The following is a 15,319-nucleotide window of genomic DNA, read 5'->3' as shown; positions in this document are numbered from 1 at the left end:
ATCGGTAATAAACAACGCCAATCTTAATCGATTGGCGTTGTTGTTATTGGGGGGGCTATAACCATTTAAATCGATAAAACAGCGCCATTTGCAGCGCAACGAGTGAGATTAATATGCCGCAGAAGGTAGTAAAGGCCCAGGTATTGTCCGCGCCCGGTATGCCACCAATATTGACCCCGAGTAAACCCGTTAAAAAGCCCAACGGCAAGAAGATTGCCGATACTAACGATAAGAAATATAAGCGTTTATTAAGTTGCTCTGATTGTTGGCTGAGTAATTCTTCTTGAGTCACATTGGCCCTATCGCGCAGGGCATCGAGATCTTCTATCGTGCGGATAAGCTTATCGTTTATCTCCCTGAGTTTGAGTCTTTCAGTGTCAGTAAATAGACTAAATTGTTCTGCAATCATTTTTGAGAAAGCTTCTCGCTGCGGGGCTAAATAGCGGCGAATAGCCACGGTTTGACGACGTAACTCGGCGATGTCGGTACGCAAATCCTTTACATTACCCGAGACAACCAACTCTTCTAAATCAGACAGTTGCTCTTCGAGTTTATCGATAAATTCGACTTTTCGATTGGTGAGCCGCTCACACACTGCAACGATAAAATCGCCTGTCGTTGTCGGGCCAGAGCCTTCAATGATTAATTCCGCCACATCTTTAACTGATTGCAACTCGCGATCGCAGGTCGAAATAATCCGCTGCTTATCGGCGAAGATACGCACAGCTATCATGTCTTCGGGAGCTGAATTGGGGTTGAGGTTAATTCCCCGTAATGCCAGTAATATCCCCTCGTCAGCAATGACAGCGCGGGGGCGAGTATCTTGCGCCAGTAGAGCATCACTCTCGACCTTTGGCAGGCCGCTATTGAGTATCCAATGGCGCGCTTTTTTATTGCGATAGCGAAGATGCAACCAGAGTAAGCCATCCTTTGGATCCCATTCCTCAATTTGTTCTAGGCTTAAGGTCGTACCCGCTTGGGCACCGCTAAGCACTAAACTGTAGATAAATCCATCGTGCATATCGCATTCCATTTAACTTTCAAAATCATGCAAACAAGCTAACTGATTTTACGACGAAAATGAAGTCAGTACTTATGTGCAGCGGTAAGAGGTCAATATCAACACACATAAATCTGATATGCAGACTGAAGCTAAGCAACTTAGCTGTGGATAGGTTAAAATTAGCCTGAGTAGGCTTAACATAGAGAGACCATCAAATGGAATTCGAATTTCGGCGTAATAGTTTAACGGGCACTTTTTTAGCCAGTTTCAGCATGGATCATGAAGTGCTTGGACAATGGTTTACGGAAGAGTTAGGGCCTGATTTAGCCAAAATTCAGCAAGTATTGGATGTGATTAAGGAAATTCAAAACGATAAACTGGGCTCATGGCGTCTGGTTGGTAATGATTTTACCTTAGAGTTAGAGCGTGAACAGGCGCGAGTTTTTGCTAATACCTTAGGGTTTGAGCAAGAATATGAGTTAGAAGAGGCTATGTCGCTTTATGATGCCGAGTCTGAAGCCTATTGCGGGCTGGAGGATTTTGAGCAAGCGTTGTTGAGCTGGCGACAGTTTGTTGAGAAAGGCCTGTAATTATTTATTGAAGCGCTATATTGAGTCTGCTCTAAAAATAAAAAATAAAGGCAATCACCTGATTGCCTTTATTTTACGTGTTATCGCAAGTGAATACTCAAGATATTATTGATTTAGGTAGCGCACAGCCATTTCGGTTCTCGATTTAGCATTAGCTTTACGCAGTAGGTTTTTCACGTGTACTTTGACCGTGCCTTCGCTAATGTGTAAATGCTCTGAAATCATTCGATTACTCAATCCTTCTGCCAGTTGCTCCAATATTTGCAGCTCCCTTGGGGTTAGGGTCGTAATCCATTCTTGCTCATCGGTAGCATCTTTTAATTCGTAAAGATATTCCTCAACTTCTTCGCTTATTACCCTGTGGCCAAGCATGGCATTTTTGAGTTTTTCGAGCAGTAAGTCGGGCTCAGTATCTTTGAGTAAATAGCCATCGGCACCTGCGCGTAGTAAACGGGTAACATCTTGTTTGGCATCGGAAACAGTGAGTATCACTATGCGTGAAGTCACACCTTCTTGGCGCATCGCGTTGAGGGTATCAAGGCCTGTCATGCCTTTCATATTCAGGTCGAGCAAGATGATATCGGGCTCATCGGTGGCGACGGCGGTTAATGCATCTAAACCGCTACCGGCTTCACCAAATAGGCTGAAATCAGTATCTGAGGCGATGAGCTGACAGATACCTTTACGTAAAAGAGGATGGTCATCGACCACCAAAACAGAATAAGGTTTACCCATTTGAAGGCTCCTGTTGAGAGGGAAAAATAAGCGTCACTCTAGTGCCGATTGAGCCGTTGGCATACTGCGTTGGGCCTAATGGATTATCGGGGCTGAGTGCACCTGCTTGTTTACTACATCCTTGCCCAATAGCTGTTGTTTCTGGCTCGAAGTGAGTGGGCGCGTTATCACTAAAAATAACCCTACCAGAGAGTTTACTCGCTCGCTCGTGCATAATCCCTATGCCAAAATGTTGATCTCGTTCTTTTAAATATTTGAGACCTATGCCGTTATCGCACACATTGATATTGACCATACCATGTTCATCTTTATAACAACGTATGTTAATCAGGCTTGCGTTGGCGTGTTTAATGGCATTGAGTGTGGCTTCTCGCGTGATTTGTAATATGTGGATATGTTGCTTTGCCTCAAGCCATTGTGGCGACAGTTTATAGTCTAAAGTGATCTTGATCTCTGTCTTTGCTCTAAGTTGCTCAAGCATGGTTTCTAGGGCACTTTTCAGATCAGGCTCTTTGATTGTTAATCTAAAAGTGGAGAGTAACTCCCTGAGCTGCGCATAGGCAGTGCTCACCCCTTCGTTGATTTCGGTGAGTTGATTTTCAACTGCAGGGCTGCGGCAACTGTAATCTAAGTTTTTACGCAGTAAACTAATTTGGATTTTTAAGAAAGACAACACTTGTCCAAGGGAATCATGTAATTCCCGGGCAATCACGCCGCGCTCTTCCATTAAGGCTAATTGCTGTCTCTGTTCTGTCGCATTGTGGATCACAATAGAGCGGTTGAGCATAATGGCGAAATTACGAAAAAGTGCAATATTAGGCGCTTGGTCAGAGATCAGCTCTAAATAACCTAGATTAGCTTGCTCAAATTGCAGTGGGAAACGCGTACTATCCTGTGGTGTGTTGGGCCAGCCGCCATCGGCTTCAATCACCTCAATCTCTTGTTCGGGGTACTGAATAATGAGTCGTAAATAATCGAGTGATTCATAATCTTTTAGCTGATTTAGCGCGGCTTTTAATGCTTTGTAATCAAGTTTATTCGCATTTAGTGTGATTAGATTATCATACAAAAATGCCAGCTCGTTATTGGCCCGAGTGAGTGCCAAGGTTTTTTCAGTTACTTGAGACTCTAAATTACCATACAGAGTCGCGAGTTCTTTAGCGGTCTTTTGTAGCGCATTTTTTAATGCCGTGAGTTCAATATATTCAGTTTCGGGCATTTCAATTTCAAAATTACCCTTTGAAATGGTATTTGCCGATTCCATGAGTTTTTGTAGCGGGATCACCACTTTTTTGCGAGTAAAGCGTACGGCGACAAAGGCAATAATTAACATTAGACCTAAGCCTAAAATTTGACTGACGGCAAGTAACTTAAGTTTAAAGGCGGCGTGCTGCTCCATTTCGAGTACCAATAAATTGATGGTATCGACAAAGTCCTTTAAAGACGTCACATAATCGCGTGAGTTTTCCTGCTCTATGTAGTGTTTCATCACTAACCATTTATCGACTACGAGTTGATATTGGTTGGCAATTTTTGGCTGGCTTAACCAGCCCGTTGCAGGCTGTAATGCTTCAGAGTGTAAGGTATTTTCAAACTCTATTATTTTTTGCTGGGCATTATCGCTACCTGCATTGGCATAGAACATCAGTCGGTAACTTTGCATGCGTAGCGATCCAGAAGCGTTAATGGCTTTGGCATCGCCCAAACTGTAAGACAAATTGATGATAGCAAAGGTCGATAAACTACTCGAAAGCAGAATAAGCACTAACATTAACCCTAATATTTTTGAGGTAAGACTACCTCGCTTCATTATTCCGCTGTCCATCAGGTGTCCACTGTTGTTGCCGCGTTTTACAGTGGTTTTTTACATTAGAAAATAATGTAATACATTAACAAAAACACAGAAATGTGAACAACAACACTATTACATTTTGATCTAGCGCAAACTTCACACTATATACTCACTAAGAGGTATATTTTTAGCAGGGTTAAATCACTAAGTTTGACAATGGAGATGTCGTATTTATAACAATAATGCAACGCGGAGATAAGATGATGAAGAAGATGACAGGTAAGTCCTTTGCATTGAGTGCATTGGTTGCCGCCAGCTTCATGGTGGCGAGCGCAATGGCGAGTGACAAGACTGAGCCTCGTAACGAAGTTTATAAAGATAAGTTTGCTAATCAATATAATAGCTGGCATGACACGGATAAAAGTGAAGAGATAGTTGATGCGCTTGCCCAAGACCCAAATATGGTGATCTTATGGGCAGGTTATGGTTTTGCTAAAGATTATAATGCGCCACGTGGTCACATGTATGCGATAACCGATATGCGTAATACTCTACGTACAGGTGCCCCCGCAGATGCAGAAGATGGTCCAATGCCTATGGCATGCTGGAGCTGTAAGAGCCCAGATGTACCTCGTATGATTGAGGAGCAAGGCGAAGACGGTTATTTCAAAGGTAAGTGGGCTAAGGGTGGCCCTGAAGTGACTAATGCTATTGGCTGTGGTGATTGCCATGAAAAAGGTTCTCCAAAGTTGCGTATTTCACGCCCTTATGCAGAACGTGCTTTTGAAGCGATAGGTACACCTTTTAGCAAGGCTTCAAAACAAGATAAAGAGTCAATGGTTTGTGGTCAGTGCCACGTTGAATATTATTTTGAGAAAACCGAAGATAGAAAGAATTTTGTTAAATTCCCATGGGATATGGGAATGACAGTTGACAAAATGGAAGTCTATTATGACTCAATCCAATTTTCAGATTGGACACATGCTCTTTCTAAAACACCTATGCTAAAAGCTCAGCATCCTGAGTACGAAACGTGGAAAATGGGCATTCACGGTATGAATAACGTGAGTTGTGTTGATTGCCACATGCCAAAAGTGACCAGTGCAGCAGGTAAGAAGTTTACTGATCATAAAGTGGGCAATCCATTTGACCGTTTTGAAGAAACATGTGCAACTTGCCACAACCAAACTAAAGAGTTTTTAGTCGGTGTGACGAATGAGCGTAAAGCCAAAGTTAAAGAAATGAAGTTGAAAGCGGAAGAGCAATTAGTCAAAGCACACTTTGAAGCTGCTGCGGCTTGGAAAGCTGGCGCAACTGAAGAAGAAATGAAACCAATTCTGAATGATATCCGTCACTCACAATGGCGTTGGGACTTAGCTATTGCGTCTCACGGCGTAGCGGCTCATGCTCCGGAAGAAGCACTGCGTATGCTGGGAACATCAGTCAATAAAGCTGCTGATGCGCGGGTTAAGTTAGCGCAGTTACTGGGTAAAAAAGGCATCACAGATCCAGTGGCCGTTCCAGATATTTCGACTAAAGCTAAAGCACAAGCTGTATTAGGTATGGACATGGAAAAAATGAATGCAGAGAAAGAAGCATTCAAGAAAAACGTGTTACCTAAGTGGGATGCAGAAGCGAAAAAACGCGAAGCAACCTACAAATAATCAGTCATATTTTAAACTGAGTTAACCATACTCAACTAAAAAGCCCTCGATATTGAGGGCTTTTTTATTGGGTATAAAACTCACTTTATGAGTTTGATTAATGCTCTAAAGCGATCACCCTGTGCTTGGTGCTGTAATTCAAATAATAACGATTCCACATTGGTTAACTGTGCCCCTTGTGCTGTCATCATCTGGATCCCAAGTTGTTTATTATCGGCACTGCGTGAGGAGACGCCATCAGCAACGATATGCACTGCATATTGTTGTTCGATAAGATCGCAACAGGTTTGGTAAACACAAACGTGGGTTTCAATACCTGCGAGTAATACATGTTTGCGATTTTCCTTCGTGAGTGCTTGTGCAAACTCTTCACAGTGCCAGCCGCTAAAATGCTGTTTGGCTATAGGGGAGCTGGTTTTATTCAGTAAGGTTTGTAGCTCAGGGCTGGTGGTGCCAAGTTTATCGGGTAGTTGTTCTAACCAGAGTATGGGGATTTCAAATAATTGTGCACCTTGAATTAAGGTCTGTAGCTGTTGGTGCAATTTTTCACTGTTATCCATGATTTGTGCGAGTTTTCCCTGCACATCGACGATAACAAGAACACATTCTTCGGGTTTTAACATCGGGCCTTCCTTCTGCGCTTGATGATTATCTTAGTCTTATCTTAGTCTTATCTTTGTTATTAGGACTGCGTGGTTTAGTTCTTACTTCATTTTCTACTTACCCAGTAAACCCCAATTTAGCCCTGTTACCAATAGGCCTAAGGTCGAATGGTTACCGTAGCGGCATTGCTCGTTAAAAGAGCAGACTTTATCTTTCACTGCCCTTTTATGGTGCAGTCATCGCCTAAAAAAATAACTTACAATAGTTTTAATAATTAAAAATCAACACCTTAAATATATGGCCTAATGATTGAATTGTCTTTGATACAAGTTAATAACAATCGTGTTTTTGGAGGTCAAAATGAAACTCGTCAGCGCAATCATAAAGCCATTTAAGTTGGATGATGTCCGAGAGGCTATTGCTGCAATCGGCATTGAGGGCATGACAGTGACCGAAGTTAAGGGCTTTGGCCGTCAAAAAGGGCACACAGAGCTGTATCGAGGCGCCGAATATCAGGTGGATTTTTTGCCAAAAGTAAAACTCGAAATAGCGATTAAGGCCGAGGATCTGGACATGCTGATAGAGGCTATTACCACCGCGGCCCATACCGGGAAAATTGGCGACGGTAAGATTTTTGTTGTTGATTTAGAACACGCTATCCGTATCCGTACGGGTGAACTCGATACAGAAGCGTTATAAGGGGCTAACAATGGAAGAGTTAACAAAATTAGGCAATACAGTCACTGAATTACGCTTTGCGCTTGATACATTTTACTTTTTAGTTTCAGGTGCTTTGGTTATGTGGATGGCCGCGGGGTTTGCAATGTTAGAGGCGGGTTTAGTCCGCTCTAAAAATACCACTGAAATATTAACAAAGAACGTGATTTTATATTCAATTGCCTGCGTTATGTACTTGCTCGTTGGTTATAACATTATGTACGTAGATAACGCTGAAGGGGGATGGTTACCTAGTTTAGGTACGCTAATCGGCTCTCAATCTGCAGACGCAAGTCATGCGCTCGAAGCTGATTTCTTCTTCCAAGTCGTCTTTGTTGCCACGGCGATGTCGATTGTCTCTGGGGCTGTGGCTGAACGGATGAAGTTATGGGCTTTTCTGTTCTTTTCCGTGGTAATGACAGGGATTATTTATCCTGTTGAAGGTTATTGGACGTGGGGACAAGGGTTTATCACTAAACTGGGTTTTGTAGACTTTGCGGGTAGCGGTATCGTGCATATGACGGGAGCGACGGCTGCAATAGTGGGAGTATTATTATTGGGGCCGCGTAAGGGGAAATATGGTCCTAACGGACAAGTGAATCCTATACCAGGCTCTAACTTACCTATGGCAACCTTAGGGATGTTTATTTTGTGGATGGGATGGTTTGGTTTCAACGGCGGCTCGCAATTAATGCTCTCGGATGCGGCGAATGCCAGCTCAGTCGCTAAAGTGTTCGTTAACACTAATACCGCCGCCGCTTGTGGTGCAATCTCGGCTCTTATTGTGTGCAAGATGATTTGGGGCAAAGCAGATCTCACTATGGTACTCAACGGTATTCTCGCTGGTTTAGTCGCCATTACTGCAGATCCATTATCTCCATCGCTATTAATGGCGGGGGTCATTGGCTTAGTGGCCGGTGCTGTTGTTATATTTTCGATAGTGGGTTTAGATCGCATCAAAATCGACGATCCTGTTGGCGCAATTTCAGTGCACGGTGTGGCCGGATTCCTAGGGTTAATGTGTGTGCCATTATCCAACAGTGACGCGACGATCAGTGCACAGCTCACTGGGGCTGCATTGATTTTCACTTGGGTATTGTGCTCATCATTTATAGTCTGGTATGTGATTAAAGTGACTATGGGGATCCGCGTTACCGAGGAAGAGGAATATAACGGTATGGATTCTTCTGATTGCGGTATTGATGCGTACCCTGAGTTCGTCACAGTGAAAAGTGCGAGTTGATAAAACACCTTGATGCATAGCGTGGTTCGAGGGATAGTAAAGCAGAGCTTCGGCTCTGTTTTTTTATGGATGTCGTTTTTTATTGAGAGTCAATGTAGAACAAACGAGTCGGCTGAGTATTAAGCTGCTGACTAAACGAATTTATATTATAGCGATGATTTAGGAGCTAATTATGCGGTGGAATTTAAACGCAGCTCGTCGAGTTAGAAGCCTTTTTTTGATAGTTATCTCGGGTCTGATATCAACGACTGTTGTTGCTGGCGAAGTGATCGTTAATCGTTCGAGTGAGCCTGTAGATGCTTTTGCGGTGCGCGATCAAGTGCTTAAAGATTTTGAATGGCAGGAGTCGATTCGTCGGCAGCAACAAATTCAAATACTGCAGGCTTTACCCCTTGGCTGCATTACTGTAATACGTCCCTATCGATATTTTTCCTGTGGTGAACATCATTATCGGCCATATAATTATCAGCAGCGCGAGTTATATATTGAGATTGATCCACCTCAACAGTAGCTAGCAGGTTAACTCTGCAGTTACCGTGAAATGAACGATTGAGTGTGAATGTCATTAGATGCAACTTTTAGAGTTACTGAATTTAAAAATATATTAAAACAATCAGTTATATTTGATTTTTTCAAATAGAAACAAGTTGGTTGCATTGACGTTTCAGACTCGATAAATTTAACTCAGTATTGCAGTTGAGATCCCTTATTGCAGCGATAGAAATAGCCTAAAATACCAGCGTTGGAGCAGTAGAATTATGTATTACCAAAATGATGATGTTCGCATTAAAGAAGTAAAAGAGTTACTTCCTCCTATTGCGATTCTTGAACGATTTCCTGCTTCCGAAAAAGCTTCTGCGACAGTATTTAATGCGCGCAATAATATTCACAATATTCTCGCCAAGACAGATGATCGCCTTTTAGTGGTGATTGGACCTTGTTCAATCCATGATCCTAAGGCCGCATTAGAATATGGACAGCGTTTAGTTGCGCTGCGTGAACGCTATAAAGATCAACTCGAAATTGTAATGCGAGTGTATTTTGAGAAACCGCGAACCACAGTGGGTTGGAAAGGCTTGATTAACGATCCCTACATGGATAACAGCTTTAAACTTAATGATGGCTTACGTACCGCGCGTAAATTATTAGTGGATTTAAATGACAGCGGTATGCCAGCAGCGGGTGAGTTTCTCGATATGATCACCCCGCAATATATGGCAGATTTAATGTGTTGGGGGGCTATCGGTGCCCGTACAACAGAGTCACAGGTACATAGAGAATTAGCTTCGGGTCTCTCATGCCCAGTTGGTTTTAAAAATGGGACTGACGGCACGATTAAGGTTGCAATCGATGCGATAGGTGCCGCCAATGCGCCACATCATTTTTTATCTGTGACTAAACTAGGCCATTCGGCAATTGTCTCGACTAAGGGTAACCCTGATTGTCATATTATTTTGCGGGGTGGTCGTGAGCCAAATTACAGTGCACCGCATGTAGCTAAAATTAGCGAACAATTATTAAAAGCTCAGCTTGCTGATAATATTATGATCGACTTTAGTCATGCTAATAGCAGTAAAGAGTATCAACGCCAGATGGTGGTTGCAGAGGATGTAGCCTCTCAAGTTGCCGCGGGTAATACGGCTATTTTTGGTGTGATGGTTGAGAGTCATCTCGTCGCAGGTCGTCAGGATTTAATAGAAGGTCAAACATTATGCTATGGCCAGAGTGTGACCGATGCATGTATTGGCTGGGATGATACCGAGCGACTTTTAGCCATCTTAAATAAGAGCATTATTGAACGCCGGCAGAATTAATTTTAATAAAAAAGTTAAGCTTAATCATGCTGGATAAAGGCGCTATATAAGCGCCTTTACTATTTTTTTATTATTAGATTGTGCTTATTTCAGCTAAATATTCATTGGCTTTGGCTAAGCTACCAAAGGCGGCAATAAGGTTTTCTCTTCCTTTATCTTGGATCTCTGGGTTGCCTGATTCAATCATCATCCACACCCAAGTTTGGATCAGTGGTAGGGGTGGGTACTGAACTTTAGCCGAGTCAAACATAACGCTTCCTTTGATCTTAATTTAATGGATATACATTAATATTATCGCGATAGCCAAGGCGTTACAATCACCCAAACTAGAGGGCGATATTAACAAATCCTGGCTGTTTTCATAACTATTTAGACGATACTTAGCGCGAAAACGAAAAATAATCAGTAATTGGAGTTATCTTGATAAAAGCTTACCAATAGCATTATGGCGCTAATATTCTATTTTAATCGGCGATTACTGTTGAAATTATAAGCATCGATGAGAATACTGACCGCGGTATCATTTTGCTCGATATGAATAATTAAAGCTGAGCTAGATGCATCAACTTTTACCGTTGAATTAGGTTAAGATAACCAGCCTCACACAGTAAGCTGGTCGGGCGGTCGGAGAATGGAATCTATTTTATTTTATTCACGCTTTACCTGTCTCACACTGCTTATTTTAGCTCGGCATTATTACAGCTAATCTAACTCATTAAAGGTTATATTCCATGCGCCCAACGCACTATTTAGACGGTCCGGTTGAGAGATTAAACTGGCATGTGATGAAGTTACTTTGGCCTTATTTGTTGGAATACAAAGGCCGTATAGCACTAGCAATGTCATGTTTGGTTGTGGCTAAACTCACCAGTCTTGCGTTACCTTTTATTTTAAAACACTTGGTTGATACTTTAGATGCCGATAAAACGGTGCAAGCACTGAGTGTGCCGGTAGGGTTAGTCTTAGCCTATGGCGCAGTGCGCTTGTTGACTGCAATTACAGGGGAGATCCGTGATACCTTGTTTGGTCGCGTGACTGAGCGGGCGATTCGGCGCTTAGGACTGGCCGTATTTGAGCATTTACACCGTCTTGATCTCGATTTTCACCTAGAGCGTAAAACCGGTGGTCTATCCCGAGATATTGAACGCGGTACCAGCGGTGTGAGTTTTCTCATGCGCTTTATGGTGTTTAATATTGTGCCCACGTTACTTGAAATTGTCATGGTTATCGGCATTTTCTTCTTCAACTATGGTATCGCTTTTGCGGCAATCACTTTTGTGGCTGTGCTGGCTTATATTATTTTTTCAGTGGTGGCGACTGAGTGGCGCACCGAATACGTACGCGATGCCGCTAAGGCTGACTCCTTATCAAATACCCGTGCTATCGATAGTTTATTGAACTATGAAACCGTAAAGTATTTTAATAATGAGCAATACGAGTCTAGTCGTTACGATCAAGCGCTTGAGCAGTGGGAAGTAGCAAAACGTAAAAACCGTTTATCTTTGTTTGCACTTAATGGTGGTCAGGCTGTCATTATTGCCTTAGCAATGACGGCTATGATGGCGTTGGCGGCCTACCGAGTCACCTATGGCGATATGACATTAGGTGATTTTGTATTGATTAATGCCTTTATGATGCAGCTGTTTTTACCCCTCAATTTTTTAGGTTTTGTATATCGCGAAATTCGCGGTGCATTAGCCAATATTGAACGCATGTTCAGCTTGCTCGATAAGCACCCGATGATCGTTGATTCACCCCAAGCATTAGATTTTCAGCCTTCAAAGGGAGAGCTGTCTTTTGAACAGGTGAGTTTTAGTTATGATGAGCGCCCCATTCTTCGGGATGTGAGTTTTAAGGTCGCAGCGGGTAAAAAGTTCGCCGTCGTAGGCGATAGCGGCGCGGGTAAGTCGACGCTGATTAAACTGTTATTTCGATTTTACGACGTAGACCAAGGCGCGATTAAAATTGATGGTCAAGATATCCGTCATCTTACGCAAGACGCACTGCGACGCGCGATTGCCATAGTGCCGCAAGATACTGTGCTATTTAACGATTCGTTAGTTGAGAACATACGTTATGGCCGACCGAGTGCGAGCGACGAAGAGGTACGAAATGCGATTAAGCTGGCACACTTAGAACAGTTCATTGACTCACTTGCTCAGGGATGGGACACAAAAGTGGGCGAACGCGGCTTAAAGCTCTCAGGCGGTGAAAAACAACGGGTTGCAATCGCAAGGGCCATCTTAAAAGGCTCACCTGTATTGGTTTTTGATGAAGCGACATCTTCACTTGATAGCCGTTCTGAACAGGCTATTTTGTCGGCTCTGCGTGAAGTGGCTAAGGGGCACACTAGCCTAGTAGTGGCTCACAGATTATCGACTATCGTCGATGCTGACCAAATTGTGGTATTAAGCCAAGGAGAGATTGTTGAGCAAGGCAATCATCAGACATTACTCTTAGCAAATGGCTTATATGCCAAATTATGGCGAATACAAAATGAGCAGCATGCGCACCTAAGCAGCTAATAGCCCAAAATAATTCAGTCTTTATTCAGCTTGAACTCTCTATACTCAATGGCAATACATCAATCGGAAGAGATTCAAGCATGAAAAATATGACACTGAGAGTGAATATTGAAGGCAAAGAAGAAAAAGTCGCCACTGATTGGTATGCCATTATGGCAACATTGAAAGATCGCGGTGTCGACTATGGCTCATTACAACGTATTTACGCTGAGTTAAATGCGGGGCTATTAGTGACGACTCGCAGTCTTACCTTGGCAAAGGTCAATGCAGAAATGGTGCTTGCGGGGGTTATCCGTGAGATGAATATGCCAGCAAGTTATAGTATGGGTCGACGTTAGGTGAGTAAAGGCTGGATGGGTAATGTAAAAACACAAGGTAGGAAGTCGAGCGCGGTTGTTAGTCTCAATACCCCTGAAAACCTATATGCTAGAAATGCTCAGCGCAACAAAAAATCAAGCTTTGTCGTTTAGCTTTGCTGCTTTCCAACCTTCACATAATAGATTTAGTTTAGGTGTCGATTCATCAATTAGAGTGAGCCTAATAATCTGTCCTTCACGAAAACATACCATCTCGCCTTCGATCTCCGTTAAACGGTTGCAGCTTTTACAGCTCGAGCTGACCGTTTTACTGAGTGGCTGCTGGCTTAAGAAACTAGGTTTCAAGGTATTTCCTTATGTTTTGTGTAGGTAAGATTATCAAAATGTTGTCTTACCTCACGGATTTTACCTCTTTTGTGGTACAGATTCAAATATACCTTATCTAGATACAGTGTAGACGAAAGTTTTACAGTCCAGTCGCCGCGCGTGGTTTAAGCCTGCTGGGCATATGCGCATAGTATTTGTCGAGTGAAACTGAACACTATGCCTCTATACATATTTTTAGTTGCGCGGGATACCCTGCTACATTTTGCTCGATTAAAAGGAAGTTCTTCCCTATCTTAGGCAAAAAAGTATTATTTAATAATTCGCCTTATTTCTCGAATAAGTATCTAAAGTGGCTAATGACGAGATATTTATGCTTAACCGCTTGCTGAGTCTGTATTTTGTCAGCGATATACATATCTATGACTACTAGAACCCCAAGATCTACCAGAATCCAAAAGAGCCCAGAAAACAGATCCAACCCCTACATAAACCCATTGAGCTCACTCATATTATTTTCCTTATTCTTGTCCGTAACGGGTTGCGATTAAGCTCGCGGGTTGTCCATCATTAAGCGAGAGTATAAACAGCTGGCTGTAATCATCTTCATTAATCGCTTGGATTTCAGGCCCGCCAAGGGCTTTGATGATGAGTGGCACAGTGTCGGAGTGGCCTGCAATCAGTGTATTACCTTGCACGGCATGCACTTGCTCAACAATATGCTGGATATGTTGTTCGATAGGATTGGCAACCTCCACTATTGTTACCGGTAAATGGCGTACTTCAGCTATGGGCGCAAGCGTTTGCTGGGTCCGCTGATACTGGGTTGCAATGAGTTGCGATAGCGGCGTGCGATGTAGAGTAGTAATCAGTGACGTCGCGCGTATTACTCCCTGAGGAGACAAGGGTGAATCCTTCGCTGACACATCAGCTTTTTCGGCATGTCTGATAATAATTATCAATCGATTTTCCGCATTAGCTTGGCTAATCGGCGCGATATTTAGACTCATGAATATAATAAACGCCAGTAGGTTAAATCGTTTTATACACATCAGTGAATAACATTTAAGCACATGATTAATGAGACGACTTACTGCCATTGTGTAATATCCTTTATTAGCATTTATGGGTAATCAGTTTGGCAACAGCGATGTATTAGCGGTCATAAAAATAGCTAACTTATGCAGGGTATATCAGAACTTTGTGGCTTCGATGGTACTTCAATTCTAAAAATTACTAAAGCTGGTTGAATTTTGGTCGATAATTAAGTTAACCCGATAATCAAATTAACTTGAGCTGAATGGAAGCCATCATGGAAATTAATAAATCTCCCCAAGTGCAAAGTACAGCTTTGCCACAGAAAAAATATGCTGAAAACGCGGCGCCTAAGAATACCGATGTGAGTGATTTAAAAGAACCTAAAGTTACCGCTAAGCAAACCGCTCAGCAAACAAGTAAACAACTGATGAATCAGGCGATCTTATCGGCGCAGCAGGACGTCAATATTAAATCCGGTGATCAGTCTATGGTATTACTTTATCGTGCTGCGATAGAGTCGATTAATAAAGAGTTAGCGCCAACGATGGGAGAGAACGCCATTCAAACCGCTTACGACAATGGCGTCGATACTTCACCAGAAGCCACCGCAGAGCGGATAGTGAGCTTTGCGACTAAGTTTTTTAGTGTTCATCAGCAGCAACATTCAGGTATGAATCTAGACGACCAACTTGAGAGTTTTATGGGCATTATTGGTGGTGCTATTGATAGTGGTTTTAAGGATGCAAAGGATATTTTATCTGGCCTTAAAGTGCTGCAGGGAGATATCGCCACGGGTGTTGATAAAACTTATGCTCTAGTACAAGACGGTCTACAAGCTTTTAGAGATAGTATTAAGCCAAAATCGCAAGATACCCAAACCGGTTAAAGCTAATGTTTTATTAAACATTTTTAGGTAAAGCGCCCCTTGAAATAAGGGGTTTTTGTTGTGTGGAT

General features: G+C 42.6%; 16 protein-coding genes. 9 read left to right on the top strand and 7 right to left on the bottom strand.

Annotation, left to right across the window (positions count from 1 at the left end; all coding sequences use genetic code 11):
- Positions 1–55 precede the first annotated feature (55 nt).
- On the bottom strand, positions 56–1,021 hold the full coding sequence (locus ACRN9H_RS05120; protein ID WP_432312728.1) for a zinc transporter ZntB: 966 nt from the start codon (positions 1,019–1,021) through the stop codon (positions 56–58).
- 197 nt (positions 1,022–1,218) lie between these two features.
- On the opposite strand from ACRN9H_RS05120, the gene ACRN9H_RS05115 reads away from it, so the two are divergent.
- Positions 1,219–1,593, top strand: a complete 375-nt coding sequence (locus ACRN9H_RS05115; protein WP_432312726.1) for a YacL family protein — start codon at positions 1,219–1,221, stop codon at positions 1,591–1,593.
- A gap of 105 nt (positions 1,594–1,698) precedes the next feature.
- On the opposite strand, the gene ACRN9H_RS05110 is transcribed toward ACRN9H_RS05115, so the two are convergent.
- Together ACRN9H_RS05110 and narQ are read right to left on the bottom strand one after the other, a co-directional pair.
- The gene (locus ACRN9H_RS05110; protein WP_220773679.1) at positions 1,699–2,328 is read right to left on the bottom strand and encodes a response regulator; all 630 of its coding nucleotides are present in this window, start codon (positions 2,326–2,328) and stop codon (positions 1,699–1,701) included.
- Positions 2,321–4,138: a nitrate/nitrite two-component system sensor histidine kinase NarQ gene (gene narQ, locus ACRN9H_RS05105; protein ID WP_432312725.1), complete on the bottom strand. Its 1,818-nt coding sequence runs from the start codon at positions 4,136–4,138 to the stop codon at positions 2,321–2,323. Before narQ ends, ACRN9H_RS05110 begins: the two co-directional genes overlap by 8 nt.
- A 242-nt stretch (positions 4,139–4,380) precedes the next feature.
- Between narQ and nrfA the strand changes: the two genes are divergently transcribed.
- Complete coding sequence (nrfA, locus tag ACRN9H_RS05100; RefSeq protein WP_432312723.1) at positions 4,381–5,784, top strand: ammonia-forming nitrite reductase cytochrome c552 subunit; 1,404 nt, start codon at positions 4,381–4,383, stop codon at positions 5,782–5,784.
- Between the two features lie 80 nt (positions 5,785–5,864).
- Here the strand turns inward: nrfA and ACRN9H_RS05095 are convergent, their stop codons facing one another.
- Positions 5,865–6,407 (bottom strand): hydrolase, encoded by a 543-nt coding sequence (locus tag ACRN9H_RS05095; protein WP_432312721.1) that lies wholly within the window; start codon positions 6,405–6,407, stop codon positions 5,865–5,867.
- A 340-nt stretch (positions 6,408–6,747) separates the two neighbouring features.
- Between ACRN9H_RS05095 and ACRN9H_RS05090 the strand changes: the two genes are divergently transcribed.
- The 4 genes from ACRN9H_RS05090 (at position 6,748) to aroG (ending at position 10,161) form a co-directional block, all read left to right on the top strand.
- On the top strand, positions 6,748–7,086 hold the full coding sequence (locus ACRN9H_RS05090) for a P-II family nitrogen regulator (protein WP_220773683.1): 339 nt from the start codon (positions 6,748–6,750) through the stop codon (positions 7,084–7,086).
- Between the two features lie 10 nt (positions 7,087–7,096).
- On the top strand, positions 7,097–8,347 hold the full coding sequence (locus ACRN9H_RS05085; RefSeq protein WP_432312720.1) for an ammonium transporter: 1,251 nt from the start codon (positions 7,097–7,099) through the stop codon (positions 8,345–8,347).
- A 172-nt stretch (positions 8,348–8,519) separates the two neighbouring features.
- On the top strand, positions 8,520–8,858 hold the full coding sequence (locus ACRN9H_RS05080) for a hypothetical protein (protein ID WP_220773685.1): 339 nt from the start codon (positions 8,520–8,522) through the stop codon (positions 8,856–8,858).
- A gap of 247 nt (positions 8,859–9,105) precedes the next feature.
- Positions 9,106–10,161, top strand: a complete 1,056-nt coding sequence (gene aroG, locus ACRN9H_RS05075; RefSeq protein ID WP_263187599.1) for a 3-deoxy-7-phosphoheptulonate synthase AroG — start codon at positions 9,106–9,108, stop codon at positions 10,159–10,161.
- 73 nt (positions 10,162–10,234) lie between these two features.
- On the opposite strand, the gene ACRN9H_RS05070 is transcribed toward aroG, so the two are convergent.
- Positions 10,235–10,411, bottom strand: a complete 177-nt coding sequence (locus ACRN9H_RS05070) for a hypothetical protein (protein ID WP_220773687.1) — start codon at positions 10,409–10,411, stop codon at positions 10,235–10,237.
- 481 nt (positions 10,412–10,892) lie between these two features.
- Between ACRN9H_RS05070 and ACRN9H_RS05065 the strand changes: the two genes are divergently transcribed.
- Together ACRN9H_RS05065 and ACRN9H_RS05060 are read left to right on the top strand one after the other, a co-directional pair.
- Entirely contained in the window at positions 10,893–12,686 is a 1,794-nt protein-coding gene (locus tag ACRN9H_RS05065; protein WP_432312719.1) for an ABCB family ABC transporter ATP-binding protein/permease, read from the top strand.
- Between the two features lie 80 nt (positions 12,687–12,766).
- Positions 12,767–13,024: a hypothetical protein gene (locus tag ACRN9H_RS05060; protein ID WP_220773183.1), complete on the top strand. Its 258-nt coding sequence runs from the start codon at positions 12,767–12,769 to the stop codon at positions 13,022–13,024.
- A gap of 114 nt (positions 13,025–13,138) precedes the next feature.
- Here the strand turns inward: ACRN9H_RS05060 and ACRN9H_RS05055 are convergent, their stop codons facing one another.
- Entirely contained in the window at positions 13,139–13,348 is a 210-nt protein-coding gene (locus ACRN9H_RS05055; RefSeq protein ID WP_076497920.1) for a hypothetical protein, read from the bottom strand.
- Positions 13,349–13,848: 500 nt separating this feature from the next.
- Complete coding sequence (locus ACRN9H_RS05050; protein WP_432312862.1) at positions 13,849–14,379, bottom strand: histidine phosphatase family protein; 531 nt, start codon at positions 14,377–14,379, stop codon at positions 13,849–13,851.
- 260 nt (positions 14,380–14,639) lie between these two features.
- Here ACRN9H_RS05050 and ACRN9H_RS05045 point away from each other — a divergent pair, with 260 nt between their 5' ends.
- Positions 14,640–15,251: a DUF5610 domain-containing protein gene (locus tag ACRN9H_RS05045; protein WP_432312716.1), complete on the top strand. Its 612-nt coding sequence runs from the start codon at positions 14,640–14,642 to the stop codon at positions 15,249–15,251.
- Positions 15,252–15,319: the final 68 nt, after the last annotated feature.

The sequence above is a fragment of the Shewanella sp. MF08487 genome, from assembly GCF_050848685.1.
GTDB lineage: Bacteria > Pseudomonadota > Gammaproteobacteria > Enterobacterales > Shewanellaceae > Shewanella > Shewanella glacialipiscicola.
This window is presented reverse-complemented; position numbering and strand designations above follow the sequence as displayed.